Source organism: Pseudomonas syringae group sp. 243L2 (genome assembly GCF_032587875.1).
Lineage (GTDB): Bacteria > Pseudomonadota > Gammaproteobacteria > Pseudomonadales > Pseudomonadaceae > Aquipseudomonas > Aquipseudomonas amygdali.
On record NZ_JAWHPL010000010.1, the window covers coordinates 292,868 to 309,965 of the forward strand.

Annotated in this window: 15 protein-coding genes; 5 read left to right on the top strand and 10 right to left on the bottom strand. The window is 57.0% G+C overall.

Going from position 1 to position 17,098, the window contains the following annotated elements:
* Positions 1-21: 21 nt before the first annotated feature.
* The 9 genes from bamA to rpsB all read right to left on the bottom strand — a co-directional run bounded on the left by bamA (position 22) and on the right by rpsB (position 10,016).
* Complete coding sequence (gene bamA, locus RYB66_RS05315) at positions 22-2,397, bottom strand: outer membrane protein assembly factor BamA (RefSeq protein WP_002554722.1); 2,376 nt, start codon at positions 2,395-2,397, stop codon at positions 22-24.
* 74 nt (positions 2,398-2,471) lie between these two features.
* On the bottom strand, positions 2,472-3,824 hold the full coding sequence (rseP, locus tag RYB66_RS05320) for a sigma E protease regulator RseP (protein WP_005743435.1): 1,353 nt from the start codon (positions 3,822-3,824) through the stop codon (positions 2,472-2,474).
* Between the two features lie 117 nt (positions 3,825-3,941).
* Positions 3,942-5,132 carry a 1-deoxy-D-xylulose-5-phosphate reductoisomerase gene (gene ispC, locus RYB66_RS05325; RefSeq protein WP_005743433.1) on the bottom strand — a complete coding sequence of 397 codons (1,191 nt, stop codon included), beginning with the start codon at positions 5,130-5,132 and terminating at the stop codon, positions 3,942-3,944.
* The gene (locus tag RYB66_RS05330) at positions 5,129-5,944 is read right to left on the bottom strand and encodes a phosphatidate cytidylyltransferase (RefSeq protein WP_004657951.1); all 816 of its coding nucleotides are present in this window, start codon (positions 5,942-5,944) and stop codon (positions 5,129-5,131) included. The genes ispC and RYB66_RS05330 overlap by 4 nt, the downstream gene beginning before the upstream one ends.
* Positions 5,944-6,699 (bottom strand): polyprenyl diphosphate synthase, encoded by a 756-nt coding sequence (gene uppS, locus RYB66_RS05335; RefSeq protein WP_002554726.1) that lies wholly within the window; start codon positions 6,697-6,699, stop codon positions 5,944-5,946. Before uppS ends, RYB66_RS05330 begins: the two co-directional genes overlap by 1 nt.
* Positions 6,700-6,715: 16 nt before the next feature.
* Entirely contained in the window at positions 6,716-7,273 is a 558-nt protein-coding gene (frr, locus tag RYB66_RS05340; protein ID WP_004657953.1) for a ribosome recycling factor, read from the bottom strand.
* On the bottom strand, positions 7,270-8,013 hold the full coding sequence (gene pyrH, locus RYB66_RS05345; RefSeq protein ID WP_002554728.1) for a UMP kinase: 744 nt from the start codon (positions 8,011-8,013) through the stop codon (positions 7,270-7,272). Before pyrH ends, frr begins: the two co-directional genes overlap by 4 nt.
* Before the next feature lie 205 nt (positions 8,014-8,218).
* A complete protein-coding gene (gene tsf / locus RYB66_RS05350; RefSeq protein WP_316893947.1) occupies positions 8,219-9,082 on the bottom strand; it encodes a translation elongation factor Ts in 864 nt (287 codons plus the stop codon).
* 190 nt (positions 9,083-9,272) lie between these two features.
* On the bottom strand, positions 9,273-10,016 hold the full coding sequence (gene rpsB / locus RYB66_RS05355) for a 30S ribosomal protein S2 (RefSeq protein WP_002554730.1): 744 nt from the start codon (positions 10,014-10,016) through the stop codon (positions 9,273-9,275).
* Positions 10,017-10,328: 312 nt separating this feature from the next.
* Here rpsB and map point away from each other — a divergent pair, with 312 nt between their 5' ends.
* The 4 genes from map (at position 10,329) to RYB66_RS05375 (ending at position 16,083) form a co-directional block, all read left to right on the top strand.
* Positions 10,329-11,111 (top strand): type I methionyl aminopeptidase, encoded by a 783-nt coding sequence (gene map / locus RYB66_RS05360; RefSeq protein ID WP_002554731.1) that lies wholly within the window; start codon positions 10,329-10,331, stop codon positions 11,109-11,111.
* A 50-nt stretch (positions 11,112-11,161) separates the two neighbouring features.
* On the top strand, positions 11,162-13,858 hold the full coding sequence (locus tag RYB66_RS05365) for a [protein-PII] uridylyltransferase (RefSeq protein WP_002554732.1): 2,697 nt from the start codon (positions 11,162-11,164) through the stop codon (positions 13,856-13,858).
* Between the two features lie 51 nt (positions 13,859-13,909).
* A complete protein-coding gene (dapC, locus tag RYB66_RS05370) occupies positions 13,910-15,103 on the top strand; it encodes a succinyldiaminopimelate transaminase (protein WP_004666029.1) in 1,194 nt (397 codons plus the stop codon).
* 134 nt (positions 15,104-15,237) lie between these two features.
* Complete coding sequence (locus RYB66_RS05375) at positions 15,238-16,083, top strand: matrixin family metalloprotease (RefSeq protein ID WP_316893948.1); 846 nt, start codon at positions 15,238-15,240, stop codon at positions 16,081-16,083.
* A 158-nt stretch (positions 16,084-16,241) separates the two neighbouring features.
* Here the strand turns inward: RYB66_RS05375 and RYB66_RS05380 are convergent, their stop codons facing one another.
* Positions 16,242-16,472 (bottom strand): hypothetical protein, encoded by a 231-nt coding sequence (locus tag RYB66_RS05380; RefSeq protein WP_004657963.1) that lies wholly within the window; start codon positions 16,470-16,472, stop codon positions 16,242-16,244.
* Between the two features lie 233 nt (positions 16,473-16,705).
* Here RYB66_RS05380 and RYB66_RS05385 point away from each other — a divergent pair, with 233 nt between their 5' ends.
* Positions 16,706-17,053, top strand: a complete 348-nt coding sequence (locus RYB66_RS05385; RefSeq protein WP_002554735.1) for an ArsC family reductase — start codon at positions 16,706-16,708, stop codon at positions 17,051-17,053.
* Positions 17,054-17,098: the final 45 nt, after the last annotated feature.

The following is a 17,098-nucleotide window of genomic DNA, read 5'->3' on the forward strand; positions in this document are numbered from 1 at the left end:
GCGTTATCAAAGATCAGACGCTTAGAAAGTCTGACCCAGGGAGAATTGGAAGACCTGAGTTTCTGCTTCGTCGTCCGGCTTCTTGATCGGCATCGCCAAGGCGAAGCTCAGAGGGCCGAGCGCAGTGATCCAGGTGACACCGATACCCACAGAGCTGGCCATGCCGGAAAGGTCGATGTTGTTGCATTCGACGTTTTTGCCACTGGCTGTCTTCCTGCTGGAATCGCAGTTTGTATCAAATACGTTGCCGACATCCCAGAACACGGAGGTGCGCAGGGAACGCTGGTCCTTGACGAATGGCAGCGGGAACATGACTTCTACGCCACCCTGCACCAGAGCATTACCACCGAACGGCAGTGGATCCTGGTCCGGATCGGCCAACGTACCGGGTTTGGAACCATTACTAGGCGTGCTGCGCGGACCGAGCGTGCTGTCCTTGAAGCCACGAACCGAGTTGAAACCACCGGCATAGTAGTTCTCGTAGAACGGCAGACCCGAGGTCGAACCGTAGCCGTCGCCATAACCCAGCTCTGTGTGCAGACGCAGAGTGTAGTTATCGGTGATCGGGTGGAAGTACTGCGCACGGTAATCCAGCTTGAAGAACGACAGGTCGCTGCCCGGTAAGGTAGATTCGAACACCAGGCTTTGCGAGTGACCACGGGTCGCCAGCACGCCTTTGTTTAGAGTCGATTCAGACCAGCCGACCGAGCCCTTGAAGTTCAGGTACTTGTCGCCTTCTTTTTCAACAAAGTCGAAGATCTCGTCAACGGTGTACTTGCCGGTCTTGATCTCATCCTGCTGCACGGTCAGGCCGTAGGTCAGGCGCGAGGTTTCGCTGATCGGGTAGCCAAGGTTGATACCGGCACCCAGGCTGTCTACCGCGTAGCTTGCAACATCAACGTCGAGGTCATCGTAGTTGGTGGTGCGGTAGAAGGCGCTGTAACCCAGGCTGACACCGTCCGGCGTATAGTACGGATCGACGTAGCTGAAGTTGTAACGGCTCTGATATTCGCTGCGGGTCAGGCCAATGCTGACCTTGTTACCGGTACCGAGGAAGTTGTTCTGGCTGATCGAACCACCGAGGATCAGACCGGCGCTTTGCGCGAAGCCGACGCTGGCGGTGATCGAGCCGGACGCCTGCTCTTCAACCGCGTAGTTCACGTCAACCTGATCGTCGGTGCCCGGAACAGGCGGCGTCTCGACGTTGACTTCCTTGAAGAAGCCCAGACGATCCAGACGTGTTTTCGACTGGTCGATCAGGTAGGTCGAAGCCCAGCCGCCTTCCATCTGACGCATTTCGCGACGCAGCACTTCATCTTCCGACTTGGTGTTACCGCGGTAGTTGATGCGGTTGACGTAGGCACGCTTGCCAGGATCGACCACGAAGGTGATGTCGACCGTGTGGTCTTCGTTGTTCGGGGTCGGCACGCCGTTGACGTTGGCGAAGGTGTAGCCTTCGTTACCCAGACGACGGGTGATCAGTTCGGACGTGGTAGTCATGACCTTACGCGAGAACACCTGACCCGGCTGTACCAGCAGCAGAGACTTGACCTGGTCTTCAGGAACCTTCAGATCACCGCTGAGCTTGACCGACTTGACGCTGTATTTCTCGCCTTCGTTGATATTGACCGTGATGTACACGTTCTTCTTGTCCGGCGTGATCGAGACCTGGGTCGAGGCGATATCCATGTTGATATAGCCGCGATCGAGGTAGTACGAACGCAGACGCTCAAGGTCACCCGACAGCTTTTCACGGGCGTACTTGTCATCATTCTTGAAGAACGACAGCCAGTTGCTGGTCTTGAGCTCGAACAGGTCGGTCAGGTCTTCGTCGGAGAAGACCGTGTTGCCCACCACGTTGATATGCTGAATGGAGGCAACGGTGCCTTCATTGATGTTGATTTTCAGGCCTACGCGGTTGCGCGGCTGTGGAACGACCTCGGCGTCAACCTCGGCAGAGTAACGGCCTTGGGCAACGTATTGGCGTTGCAGCTCGTTACGCACACCTTCAAGGGTTGCACGCTGGAAAATTTCACCCTCGGCCAGACCGGACTGTTTCAGCCCCTTCATCAGGTCTTCGGTGGAGATGGCCTTGTTGCCTTCGATTTCGATACTTGCAACCGAAGGACGCTCGACGACGTTGATGACGAGTACGTTGCCATCGCGACCCAGCTGGATATCTTGAAAGAAACCGGTTTTGAACAGCGAACGGGTAGCATCGACCAAACGACCATCGTCCGCCTGCTCGCCTACGTTCAGCGGCAACGCGCCAAAGACACTGCCGGCGGATACCCGCTGGAGGCCATTGACACGAATATCGGAGATGGTGAAGGACTCGGCGTGAACTTCAGCGATCATCAGTGCGGAAAGAACCGCAGTTAGCAGCAGACGTTTCATGAAGTCCTTTCTTATTCCAACTGGCAATAAACAAACTGCCGCAAAATGCGGCAGATTCGCAACTCGGCAAAGCGTTACAGTCGGCCCAGATCGTTGACCAGCGCGAGCAACATTACGCCCACTACCAGACTGATACCGATCTGCGCCCCCCAACCTTGAACCTTTTCCGAAAGGGGACGACCACGCGCCCACTCGATCAGATAAAACAGCAAATGCCCCCCGTCCAGGACGGGAATGGGCAGCAAATTCAGAACACCCAGGCTAATACTCAGATAAGCGAGGAAGTTCAGAAAATCTCCGATGCCCGACTGGGCCGAAGCGCCCGCCACTTTAGCAATGGTTATCGGTCCACTCAAGTTTTTTACCGAGAGCTCGCCGAACAACATTTTCTTCAGTGAGTCCAGGGTCAGCACGCTCATGTTCCACGTGCGCTTTATCCCCTCGCCCATCGCGGCGAAAGGACCGTAGCTGACCTCGCGCAGCATTTCCGGTGGCCAATCGACAGCTTTAACGCCAGCCCCCAGATAACCTGCGGCCGCCTTGCCTTCGCCTTTCGCGGCGAGGGTTACAGGGACGTCCATTTGTACACCGTCACGCTCGATGCGCAGCGATACTTTTGCTTCAGGGCGCTCGCGTACCCGGTCAACAACCTGCTGCCACTCATTGAGCGGCTGACCGTCCATCGAAATCAGGCGATCTCCGGTTTTAAGCCCGGCACTCTGCGCCGGACCTTTCGGGTCGATCTCTGCCAGCACCGGCAGCAAGGCCGGGCGCCACGGACGAATACCCAGCGACTTGATCGGATCAGGCTCTTCAGCCCCCCGGAGCCAGTCATTGAGCACCAGTTCACGAGACGTGTCGCCCGTCGAACCCTGATCCCTGAGCTTCAAAGCGATGGTGCCGCTCTCACCCAGACGGCGGACCAGTTGCAGATTGACCCCCGCCCAGCCCGACGTCGGCTCGCCATCGACTGCGACGATTTCCTGCCCGGCAGTCAGACCCGCCTGCTGAGCGATGCTTCCGGACTCCACGGCACCGATAACCGGACGAACCTGCTCGCTGCCCATCATCGCCAGCACCCAGAAAAACGCGATGGCCAACAGGAAATTGGCTGTCGGGCCTGCGATCACGATTGCGATACGCTGCCCGACGGTCTTGCGGTTGAACGACTGATCGGCAAGCTCGGGCGGGACATTGCCTTCGCGCTCGTCGAGCATTTTGACATAGCCACCCAGCGGAATTGCAGCGACCACGTACTCGGTACCCTGACGATCACTCCAACGCAGAAGAGGCGTGCCGAAGCCCACCGAAAAACGCAGCACCTTGACGCCGCAACGCCTGGCCACCCAGAAGTGGCCGAATTCGTGGAAGGTCACCAGCACGCCCAACGCAATCAGGGTGCCGAGAATCATGTATAAAGCGCTCATCAGCCTTCTCCGGGTACCGACTGGTCGGCCAGCGTGTTAATCATCGCAGACTTCAAAGCCTGCCGTTGACGCACCACATCGACCCTTTCATTCAAATCCTGACGGGTCATCAGATCGCTATCGCGCGTTTCTTTCAAGCCATTGGCCCGCGAGCAAACGCGCCTTTGCATCCGCGGCAAACACCGCGTCGAGCCCTTCGACCGCAGTCACAGGCTCATGATTCAGAACCTCCTCGATAATACCGGCGATTTCCAGGTAACGGATACGCCCATCGAGGAATGCAGCGACAGCCACTTCATTGGCTGCGTTAAGCATGGCAGGCGCACTGCCTCCAGCCTCTGCCGCATGACGCGCTAGCCGCAGGCAGGGGAAACGCTCCTCGTCCGGCTTTTGAAAATCAAGCTGGCCGATACGGAACAGATCCAGAGGCGCAACGCCAGAGTCTACACGTGCAGGCCAGGCCAATGCATTGGCGATGGGCGTGCGCATGTCGGGATTGCCCAATTGAGCGAGCACAGAGCCATCAACATAATCGACCAGCGAGTGGATCACGCTCTGTGGATGGATGACCACCTCGACCTGATCCGGACGTGCATCGAACAACCAGCAGGCTTCGATCAGCTCAAGCCCCTTGTTCATCATGGTCGCCGAATCAACGGAAATCTTGCGCCCCATCGACCAGACAGGATGCGCGCAGGCCTGTTCGGGCGTTACATTCTGCAACTGTTCGAGCGGGGTTTCGCGGAAAGGCCCGCCCGAGGCCGTCAACATGATCCGCCTGACACCCACAGCACCAAGCCCGCGAGCAAAATCGCCAGGCAGGCACTGGAAAATCGCATTGTGCTCACTGTCGATGGGCAGCAGCACTGCGCCGCTCTGCCGAACAGCCTGCATAAACAGGTCGCCGGACATGACCAGCGCTTCCTTGTTGGCCAGCAAGACCTTCTTGCCCGCCTCGACCGCAGCCAGTGTTGGGCGCAGACCGGCAGCGCCGACAATGGCGGCCATGACAGCGTCCACGCGCGGGTGCGCAGCCACTTCACACAGACCGCCCTCGCCCACCAGAACCCGGGTGTCGAGCCCGGCCGCAGCAAGGTCGTCCTGCAATTTACGGGCGACGACCTGATCGGGAACCACGGCGTATTGCGGGGTATGCCGGACGCACAGGGCCAGCAACTCATCGAGACGACTGAAGCCCGTAAGCGCGAACACCTGATAAAGCGAAGGATGACGTGCGACGACATCCAGAGTGCTCAGACCGATAGAGCCTGTTGCACCCAGAATGGTGATGTGTTGCGGCCCACTCACATGACACCCCAGTCGGCGGCCCAGAGCAGAACCGCAAATACCGGAATGGCCGCAGTAAGGCTGTCGATACGGTCCAGCACACCGCCGTGTCCAGGCAGCAGGTTGCTGCTGTCCTTGACCCCTGACTGGCGCTTGAACATGCTTTCAGTCAGGTCGCCAATTACGGAGATGAACACAATCACAGCAGCGCCAAGAAGCCCGGCGATGAACTGAGCAACCGTCCAGTCACGAGAAACGCCCACAGCAGCCGTGATGCCCAGACTGACCGCAAGACCGCCGTATACGCCTTCCCAGCTCTTGCCCGGACTTACCTTGGGGGCCAGTTTGCGCTTGCCGAACGCCTTGCCGGAGAAATAGGCGCCAATGTCGGCAGCCCAGACCAGCACCATCACTGACAGAATCAGCCAGTTACCCAGCGGCCACTGCTTGATCAGCACCAACCCCTGCCAGGCAGGCAGCAAAATCAAAAGACCGATCACCAGCTTGCAGGCCGCGCTTGCCCAGTGGCTACTGGAGTCCGGATAGGTAAGAACCAGAAAGGTCGCCACGCCCCACCAGATGACTGCAGCGACGAGCACCCAGGGCTCCAACCCTGGCAGCAGGTACATGAGGAATAGCAGAATTGCGACCACAGCCGCATAACCGATGCGCATCGACTGCGCAGCAAAACCTGCGAGCCGCGCCCATTCCCAGGCACCCAGCACGACAACAACCCCGATGAACAGGGCGAAATACATGCCGGTCAGCAGGAAAAAACCACACAAGGCGATCGGCAACAGAATGAGTGCCGTGATGATCCGTTGTTTCAGCATTAAGCCCGGGCTCCAGCTTCTACCTGTTCGCTGGTTTTACCGAAGCGACGTTGGCGAGAAGCGAAATCTGCCAGCGCGGCGCGCATGGCATCGTGTTTGAAGTCCGGCCAGAACAGGTCGGAGAAGTACAGCTCGGCATAGGCCAGCTGCCAAAGCAGGAAGTTACTGATACGGTGCTCGCCGCCGGTGCGAATGCACAGGTCCGGCAACGGCAGATCGCCCGTTGCCAGACAGGTCTGCAGCAGCTCGGGGGTTATATCCTCCGGTTGCAGATGCCCGGCCTGAACCTCGCGCGCCAGCCGCTGGGCAGCCTGTGCGATGTCCCATTGCCCACCGTAGTTGGCAGCGATCTGCAGCACGAAACGGCTATTGCCGGACGTACGCACTTCCGCCTCGCGCATTGCAGCCTGCAGCTCGGGATGAAAGCGCGAGCGGTCGCCAATGATCCGCAGGCTGATGTCGTTCTCGTTCAGGCGCTTGGTTTCACGGCGTAGCGCCGTGAAGAAAAGCTCCATCAGCGCACCAACCTCTTCGGCCGGGCGCTGCCAGTTTTCACTGGAGAACGCGAACAGTGTCAGCACCTCGACCTTGGCTTCGGCACACACCTCGATAACGGCCCGCACAGCGTCGACGCCCGCCTTATGGCCAGCAACGCCTGGCAGCAGGCGCTTCTTGGCCCAGCGATTATTACCGTCCATGATAATCGCGACATGGCGCGGTACCGAAGACGGCACGGCCGGTTTTATCTTTTCCATGAAAGCGTCCGAAACCTTAAACAGCCATCAGATCAGCTTCTTTCTGCTTGACCGCAACTTCGATTTCAGCAACGAATTTGTCAGTCAGCTTTTGCACGTCGTCCGCCGCGCGACGCTCTTCGTCTTCGCTGATTTCCTTCTCCTTGACCAGATCTTTCAACTGGCTCAGAGCGTCACGACGAATGTTGCGTACAGCAACACGAGCATCTTCAGCAGCGTCGCGTGCCTGCTTGGTGAAGCCCTTGCGGGTTTCCTCGGTCAGCGCCGGCATGGAGATCAGCAGCAGCTCACCCAGGTTGGTCGGATTGAAGCCCAGACCGGAGCTCTGGATAGCCTTGTCGACAGCAGCAAGCATATTACGCTCGAACGCCACGACCTGAAGAGTGCGCGAGTCCTTGACGGTCACGTTGGCAACCTGACTCAGCGGCGTATCGGCACCATAATAAGGGACCATGACACCACCCAGAATGCTCGGGTGCGCCTTGCCGGTGCGGATTCGGGTGAACGCGTGGGTCAGCGACTCCAGACTCTTCTGCATGCGGGTCTGAGCGTCTTTCTTGATTTCGTTGATCATTGTTGGGCTTCCTCGATCAGGGTCCCTTCAGCGCCACCATGGACGATATTCAGAAGGGCACCCGGCTTGTTCATGTTGAAGACGCGCAATGGCATCTTGTGATCGCGACACAGGCAGATTGCGGTCAGATCCATCACGCCCAACTTACGATCCAGCACTTCATCGTAAGTCAGATGATCGAACTTCTCGGCATTCGGGTCCTTGAACGGATCTGCGGTATACACGCCATCCACCTTGGTGGCCTTGAGCACTACATCGGCGTCGATCTCGATAGCGCGCAGGCAGGCAGCCGAATCGGTCGTAAAGAACGGATTACCCGTACCCGCAGCAAAAATCACCACTTCCTTGGCGCTGAGATGGCGCATGGCCTTGCGGCGATCATAATGATCGGTCACACCCAGCATGGAAATGGCCGACATCACGATGGCCGTGATATTAGCGCGCTCCAGCGCATCGCGCATTGCCAGGGCGTTCATCACAGTGGCCAGCATGCCCATGTGGTCGCCTGTTACCCGATCCATACCCGCAGCACTCAAGGCTGCGCCACGGAAAAGGTTACCGCCGCCGATCACCAGACCGACCTGAACACCGATACCGACCAGCTGGCCGACTTCCAGCGCCATACGGTCCAGCACCTTGGGGTCAATGCCGAACTCTTCCGAGCCCATGAGGGCCTCACCGCTGAGCTTGAGTAGAATGCGTTTATAGCGAGCCTGATAACCACTGCCCTGCTGAGCCATTGCGAATCTCTCCTGCGGCGTTTTCTGAAAAAAATCTGTGCCGGCTATTTCAAGCCTGCGCTTACTTTAGCTTGACGCTCTGCGAGCGTCGGGAGAATGCAGCCTTGTGAGCACAATCTCCAAGGAAAATTTCCTTTTCTCTTTCGACAAAGAGGCCGCACGCGTGAGCGGGCAGCCTCTTTGGGGCGACAGTTGAAAAACCGTCTTACTGCTTGGCAGCAGCCAGCTGTGCAGCCACTTCGTCAGCGAAGTTATCAACTGGCTTCTCGATGCCGTCGCCTACTTTGAAGTAGGTGAAGGAAACGATTTCAGCGCCGGCTTTCTTGGCCAGATCACCGACCTTGACTTCCGGGTTCTTGACGAAGGCTTGCTCGACCAGGCTGGCTTCTGCCAGGAACTTGGTGATACGACCGCCAACCATTTTCTCAACGATGTCAGCCGGCTTGCCTTTGATCTTGTCTTCGTTCAGTTGCAGGAAGACGTTTTTCTCGCGCTCGATCGCTTCAGCAGACACTTCCGAAGGGAACAGGAACTCGGGGTTGCTTGCGGCTACGTGCATGGCGATATCTTTGGCCAGCTCGACGTCGCCACCCTTGAGGGTAACTACCACACCGATCTTGTTGCCGTGCAGGTAAGTACCTACAACGTCGCCCTCGATACGCTTCAGGCGGCGGATGTTGACGTTTTCGCCAACCTTGCCGACCAGCACCAGACGTGCAGCTTCCTGAGCTTCGATCAGCGGAGCAGCATCAGTCAGCTTGTCAGCAAAGGCTTTTTCGACGCTTGCAGCAACGAAAGCCTTGAAGTCGTCCTGCAGAGCCAGGAAGTCGGTCTGCGAGTTGACTTCGATGATGACAGCAGCCTTGCCGTCATCCTTGATGGCGATCGCGCCTTCAGCAGCAACGTTGCCTGCTTTCTTGGCGGCCTTGATCGCGCCGGAAGCACGCATATCGTCGATTGCTTTTTCGATGTCGCCGCCAGCCTTGGTCAAGGCCTTTTTGCAGTCCATCATGCCTTCGCCGGTACGCTCGCGCAGTTCTTTGACCAACGCTGCAGTAATCTCTGCCATTTCAAAATCCTCTTGGATAGGTCTTCAACCATTCCACCCGGCTCGCCGGGCGTGCAATTCTTGAAAAATCAGGGTGGCAGCAACACATGACAGCAAGGTCATGGCTACAGACCGACAAATCATTTCCTAGGTGGCAAAAAGGGGGCTAAGCCCCCTTTTCGCGTACTGAGTAAACGCCAGGCGTTTGTACTCAGCCTTCTACAGCAGCTGCAGCTGGAGCTTCTTCGACGAATACGTCGGTGCCGCCAGCAACATTGTTACGACCACGGATAACAGCGTCAGCCATCGAACCCATGTACAGCTGGATGGCGCGAATGGCGTCATCGTTGCCCGGGATGATGTAGTCAACGCCTTCCGGGCTGCTGTTGGTATCGACAACGCCGATAACCGGGATGCCCAGCTTGTTGGCTTCGGTGATCGCGATGCGCTCGTGATCAACGTCGATAACGAACAGTGCGTCTGGCAGACCGCCCATGTCCTTGATACCACCCAGGCTGCGATCCAGTTTTTCCAGATCACGGGTGCGCATCAGGGCTTCTTTCTTGGTCAGCTTGGCGAAAGTACCGTCTTCGGACTGTACTTCCAGCTCGCGCAGACGTTTGATCGACTGACGGATGGTCTTGAAGTTGGTCAGCATGCCACCCAACCAGCGATGGTCGACGTACGGCGAACCGCAACGTGCTGCTTCTTCAGCAACGATTTTGCCAGCGGAACGCTTGGTGCCGACGAACAGAATCTTGTTTTTGCCCGAAGCCAGGCGCTCAACGAAAGTCAGAGCTTCGTTGAACATAGGCAGGGTTTTTTCAAGGTTGATGATGTGAATCTTGTTACGCGCGCCGAAAATGTACTTACCCATTTTCGGGTTCCAGTAACGGGTTTGGTGACCGAAGTGCACACCGGCCTTCAGCATATCGCGCATATTGACTTGGGACATGATAGTTCCTTGATAAGTCGGGTTAGGCCTCCACGTATCCCAATGACCAACCAATGGCATCTGCCAAGGGCACCCAGGTCATCGTGTCGACACGTGTGTGGGTTTGTGCTTCAAGGACGGACCTTGGAAAGCGGCGCATTTTATATCACAAAAGGGAAGAGAACGGAACTCCCATCAAGTTCTTGTTTTGCGGTGCTTTTAAAGCCGCATCCGCTGCCTATAGAAGGAAGCGATGATTACCCGGCACCGGCGGTCTGATAGAATTGCGCCTTTGCGCACCAACCGCGTGCCAGCCACGCCGAGAGATTCTGTATGACCATCACCCTCAAAACCCCGGAAGACATCGAAAAGATGCGCATCGCCGGTCGCCTGGCCGCCGATGTTCTGGAAATGATAGCGCCTCACGTAAAGCCCGGTGTAACCACCGAAGAGCTGGACCGCCTCTGCCACGATTACATCGTCAACGAGCAACAGGCGATCCCTGCCCCGCTGAACTACAAAGGCTTCCCCAAGTCGATCTGCACGTCGATCAATCAGGTAGTCTGCCACGGCATCCCGAGCGACAAGAAGCTGAAGAACGGCGACTCGCTCAACATTGACGTTACCGTCATAAAGGACGGGTACCACGGGGACACCAGCAGGATGTTCCATGTCGGCACCGTTCCAGTATGGGCCGAGCGTCTGTCGAAAGTAACTCAAGAGTGTCTGTATAAGGCTATCGAAATCGTCAAACCCGGCACTCGCCTGGGCGACATCGGCGCCGTTATTCAGAAACACGCTGAAAAGAATGGTTTCTCTGTGGTTCGGGAGTTCTGTGGTCACGGCATCGGCAAGGTGTTTCATGAAGAGCCGCAGGTCATGCACTTCGGCGAGGCTGGAACCGGTATCGAACTGCAGGAAGGCATGACCTTCACCATTGAGCCGATGATCAACCAGGGACGCCCTGAAACCAAGATCCTTGGCGATGGCTGGACGGCGATCACCAAGGACCGCAAGCTCTCGGCGCAATGGGAGCACACGCTGCTGGTAACCGCTGACGGTTACGAAATCTTCACTTTACGCAGCGACGACACTATTGCACAAAAAGCCCCCTGACCGGAGGCTGCACGACTGAACACCCGACCCGACATGAGGAATACTGCTCCATGCCGCAAGTAGATCCAGACTTGTTCGATCGTGGCCAGTTCCAGGCCGAACTGGCCTTGAAAGCCAGCCCCATCGCTGCGTTCAAGAAGGCTATCCGCAGGGCGAAAGACGTCCTTGATGATCGCTTCAGGTCAGGGCGCGACATTCGGCGACTGATAGAAGACCGGGCATGGTTTGTAGATAACATCCTGCAGAAGGCCTGGGATCAGTTCGAATGGAGTGAAGATGCCGATATCGCCCTGCTTGCAGTGGGCGGCTACGGGCGCGGCGAACTGCATCCGTACTCGGACATTGACCTGCTGATCCTGCTGGACAGTGATGACCACGAAATTTTTCGCGAACCTATCGAGCGGTTTCTGACGCTGCTCTGGGACATCGGTCTGGAGGTCGGGCAAAGCGTGCGCTCTGTCAATGAATGTGCACAGGAAGGCCTGGCCGACCTGACTGTCATCACCAACCTGATGGAAAGCCGCACCATCGCAGGTCCCGAGCATCTGCGCCAACGCATGCTGGAAGTCACCAGTACGCAGCATATGTGGCCGAGCAAGGAGTTCTTTCTTGCCAAGCACGCCGAACAGAAAAAGCGTCATCACAAGTACAACGATACCGAATACAACCTGGAACCCAACGTCAAGGGCTCGCCCGGCGGCCTGCGCGACATTCAGACCATTCTGTGGGTTGCGCGACGCCAGTACGGCACGTTGAATCTGCATGCACTGGCAGGCGAAGGCTTCCTGCTGGGCAGTGAAAACGCCCTGCTGGCCTCCTCCCAGGAGTTTCTCTGGAAAGTGCGCTATGCGCTGCACATGCTGGCCGGACGATCAGAAGATCGGCTTCTGTTCGATTATCAGGTCCGCATCGCAGGCTTGCTGGGCTATGAAGACAGTGACGCCAAGCTCGCCATCGAGCGCTTCATGCAGAAGTATTACCGCGTGGTCATGAGCATCGCCGAACTCAGCGATCTGATCATCCAGCATTTCGAAGAAGTGATTCTTTCCGACGACAGCGGCACAGCGCAGCCGATCAATTCGCGCTTCCAGCTGCACGACGGCTATATAGAAGCCACCAACCCGAACGTTTTCAAGCGCACCCCGTTTGCCATGATCGAGATTTTCGTGCTCATGGCCCAGCATCCCGAGATAAAGGGCGTGCGCGCCGACACCATTCGTTTGCTGCGTGAACACCGGCACCTGATTAACGATGATTTCCGTAACGATATCCGTAACACCAGCCTGTTCATAGAGCTGTTCAAGTGCGAGACAGGCATTCATCGCAACCTGCGCCGGATGAACCGCTATGGCATTCTCGGGCTGTATCTGCCGGAATTCGGCCACATCGTCGGGCAGATGCAGCATGACCTGTTCCACATCTATACCGTCGATGCGCACACGCTGAATCTGATCAAGCACCTGCGCAAGCTGCAATACACAGAAGTGTCCGAAAAATTTCCGCTGGCAAGCAAAATAATGGCTCGACTGCCAAAGCCGGAGCTGATCTACCTGGCCGGGCTGTACCACGACATTGGCAAGGGCCGTGGCGGCGATCACTCGGAGCTGGGCGCAATAGATGCACAGGCGTTCGGTACGCGCCATCATCTGCCTGACTGGGACACCCGTCTTATTGTCTGGCTGGTGAGCAACCATCTGGTCATGTCGACCACCGCACAGCGCAAGGACCTTTCAGATCCCCAGGTCATCCACGATTTCGCCCAGTTCGTCGGCGACGAAGTGCACCTGGACTATCTGTATGTGCTGACCGTTGCCGACATCAACGCAACCAACCCGACCCTCTGGAATTCGTGGCGCGCCAGCCTGCTGCGCCAGTTGTACACCGAAACCAAACGCGCCTTGCGCCGCGGCCTGGAAAACCCGGTTGATCGCGAGGAGCAGATTCGTCGCACCCAGACTGCAGCGCTGGACATCCTGGTACGCAACGGCACCGACCCTGACGATGTCGAGCAACTCTGGTCAGCGCTGGGAGACGATTATTTCCTGCGTCACACCGCTGGCGATGTTGCCTGGCACAGCGATGCCATCCTGCAGCAGCCAGCCGACGGCGGCCCGCTGGTGCTGATCAAGGAAACCACTCAGCGGGAATTTGAGGGCGGCACGCAAATATTCATTTACGCCCCTGACCAGCATGATTTCTTCGCTGTGACCGTGGCGGCGATGGACCAGTTGAACCTGAACATTCATGACGCGCGCATTATCACGTCCAGCAGCAAATTCACACTCGACACCTATATCGTCCTCGATAACGAAGGCGGTTCGATCGGCGACAACCCGGAACGCGTTCAGGAAATCCGCAACGGCCTGACCGAAGCGCTGCGCAACCCGGATGATTACCCGACGATCATCAAGCGCCGCGTGCCTCGTCAGCTCAAGCACTTTGCGTTCGCACCGCAAGTCACCATTCACAACGACGCCCAGCGCCCTGTGACGGTACTTGAACTGCTGGCACCTGACCGCCCCGGCCTGCTGGCGCGCATTGGCAAGATATTCCTGGAGTTCGATCTGTCATTGCAGAATGCCAAGATTGCGACCCTGGGCGAACGCGTGGAAGACGTGTTCTTCATCACCGACGCGAACAATCATCCGCTGTCCGACCCACAGCTGTGCAGCCAGCTGCAGGACGCAATCGTCAAGCAACTGAGCGTCAACTCAGAGCCCGGCCATGATTTGCGAATCAGCATATGAGCACTCGGCCAAACGAATCGACTCAACGCAGTCCATTGAGGAACACTCCCCATGAATAACGCCATGCAACTGCTTCAGCCTTACCCTTTTGAGAAGCTGCGCGCCTTGCTGGCCGGCGTAACGCCCAACCCGGAAAAGCGCCCTGTTGCATTGTCGATTGGTGAGCCGAAGCACCGCTCACCTGATTTCGTCGCCAAGACACTCGCAGACAACCTCGATCAGATGGCGGTTTACCCGACCACCCTGGGTATCCCGGCGCTGCGCGAAGCCATTGCCGGCTGGTGCAACCGTCGATTCGGCGTACCACAGGGCTGGATTGATCCGGCGCGCAATGTATTGCCGGTCAATGGCACACGCGAAGCGCTGTTCGCCTTCACCCAGACAGTAGTCAATCGTAGCGATGACGGCCTGGTGATCAGCCCGAACCCGTTTTATCAGATCTATGAAGGTGCCGCCTTTCTGGCCGGAGCCCAGCCTCACTACCTGCCATGCCTGAGCGACAACGGTTTCAATCCCGATTTCGACGCAGTCAGCGCGGACACCTGGAAGCGCTGCCAGATCCTGTTCCTGTGCTCGCCGGGTAACCCGACCGGAGCACTGATTCCTGTTGAAACCCTGAAAAAACTCATCGCCCTGGCCGACGAACATGACTTTGTCATTGCTGCGGACGAATGCTACAGCGAGCTGTACTTCGATGAGCAGGCTCCACCGCCTGGCTTGCTCAGCGCCTGTGTCGAGCTGGGTCGCCAGGATTTCAAGCGTTGCGTGGTGTTCCACAGCCTGTCCAAGCGCTCCAACCTGCCGGGCCTGCGTTCAGGTTTTGTGGCAGGTGATGCCGACATTCTCAAGGCCTTCCTGCTGTATCGCACGTATCACGGCTGCGCCATGCCGGTACAGACTCAGCTGGCGAGCATTGCTGCCTGGAATGACGAGGAGCACGTACGCGCGAACCGTGACTTGTACCGTGAAAAATTCGATGCTGTGCTCGACATCCTCGCGCCAGTGCTCGACGTCCAGCGCCCGGACGGGGGGTTTTACCTGTGGCCGAATGTAGGCACCGATGATGCTGCATTTTGCCGAGACCTGTTCATCGATCAGCATGTGACTGCAGTACCGGGTTCGTACCTTTCCCGCGAGGTGGATGGCGTCAACCCGGGTGCCGGCCGGGTTCGCCTGGCGCTCGTTGCACCTCTGGCCGAGTGCGTCGAAGCCGCCGAACGTATCCGCGCATTCCTGAGCAAATAAACAGCGAAACTTCAGGAAGACAGCCCCGCCGCCTTTGATGTGTGGCGGGGGTAATTAGTTACCACCTGCTACACCTTGCACAAACGTACCTTCAACCTTCATTTTCCAGCCTTCCTGAAAGGAAGCGAACTACGATGAAGGTCGATCACATGTCCGCCCCCACCACAAAGAGCCTGAAGCTGCCTGCATCCTGCGCCATGCGAAGCGCAACGAATCATCAGGCCTCGTACGAAACCGCCATTCGCGAAAACCCCGCCAACGCAGCAATCACTCCTGCCTACGAATCAGGAGCACGCCATGGCTGCGAAGAGTCAACGCACATAGCGCGTCTTCTGGTTTCGTTCAGCAAATACTGGGCACGTGGGCGGACCCTGAAAATGCTTTTTCAGAAAGACCCTCCTGCCATTCTGACAACCCCCGTTGTCGAAGCTGCAAAGAAATGGCTGCCTCACATAAATCTGAAATTCGAGTTTGTGACAGGCGGGGTCAGCGATATCCGAATCGGTTTCAACGAGCATCTGAACTGGAGCGCCATAGGGACTGATGTCCTGTTGGCCGAGCAGAATGAAGCCACCATGGAATTCAACGTCAAGGAGCTGTTCACGGCAGACCTGAAACCCATGCCGGACTTGACGCGCATCGTGCTCCATGAATTCGGGCACGCCTTGGGAGCAGTTCACGAGCACCAGCATCCTCAGGCAAACATCCCCTGGAACGAACCGCTTCTACGCCCTCTGCTTTTACAATCCGGATTGACTGACGAAGAAATCAATACCAATTTTTTCGACAAGTACGAAGCTGCTGATTTCTACCATTCGGCTTACGACCGTGATTCCGTCATGCATTACGACATTCCCAACGGCCTGGCCCTTGGCGACTTTGAAATTATCAACACAGACAAGACGCTCAGCCCTAACGACATCAAAGTGATGGGTTCCATATACGGGGACCGGAAAAACTCAAAGTTCGAGGCGAACTGACAAGGCATCGTAAAGAAAATACTGATCGTCAGGCAGTAATGCGTAAGCAGTGCCTGCAATGCACTGGCCGCTACCCTGCCGAATTAGCCAGCAACCGCATGAGACATCGCGCCACGTACTTCACCCCGTGTGGCGCGAGGGCTTTACAGCGCTACCGGTCACTGTCGTGTTCGCAGTTTTTCCGCAACCCACCCGACCGCCCAGCTTACCGGGTCATGGGACTGCATGGGCAGCAACGGTTTTCCTTCACGTGCGGCCAGCCTGCCTTGCGTCTCAGCCTCACCATGAATCCAGATCGTACTTTGCTTGAATCCCTCGGCACGTTGACGTTCCCTGTAATAACGTTGCCGGACAAGCGCTTCTTGACGCTTCTTCTCTTGTTCAGACATAACGCACCCAGCCTTTAAATGGAAAGCAATAATTGCCCGCCCGGGCTTGCCACTCAAGCGTGGAAGGGTGAAGTTTTCTTAATGGCAGTTAGGGTTATTATCTAGTTTTTGTTCAGTCTTTGTACCAGCGCTGTCACAACACGATGCGGTCTGACGTGGCATAATATCCGGCTAAATTGCGAGGAGAGAAAGTGGGGAGTATCGAGCAAGATCAGCCACCCCACCCCAAAACGATGACTTACACTCTATTTGGCATCAAAGCCTGCGACACCATGAAGAAGGCCCGCACCTGGCTCGACGATAATTCCGTGAGCTACGATTTTCATGACTACAAGACACAGGGCATCGACCGGGAACACCTCGCGCAGTGGTGCAATGAACACGGCTGGCAGGTCGTGCTGAACCGCGCAGGCACCACCTTTCGCAAGCTCGATGACGGACAAAAGGCCGATCTCGATCAGGCGAAAGCCATAGAACTGATGCTCGCGCAGCCGTCCATGATCAAGCGTCCGGTGCTTGATCTGGGCAATAAAACCCTGATCGGCTTCAAGCCCGACCTGTATGCAGCGGCTTTACAGTAAGCCAGAGCGCTACTGAAAGCCCCTTGATAAAGCCAAGAGGTATTT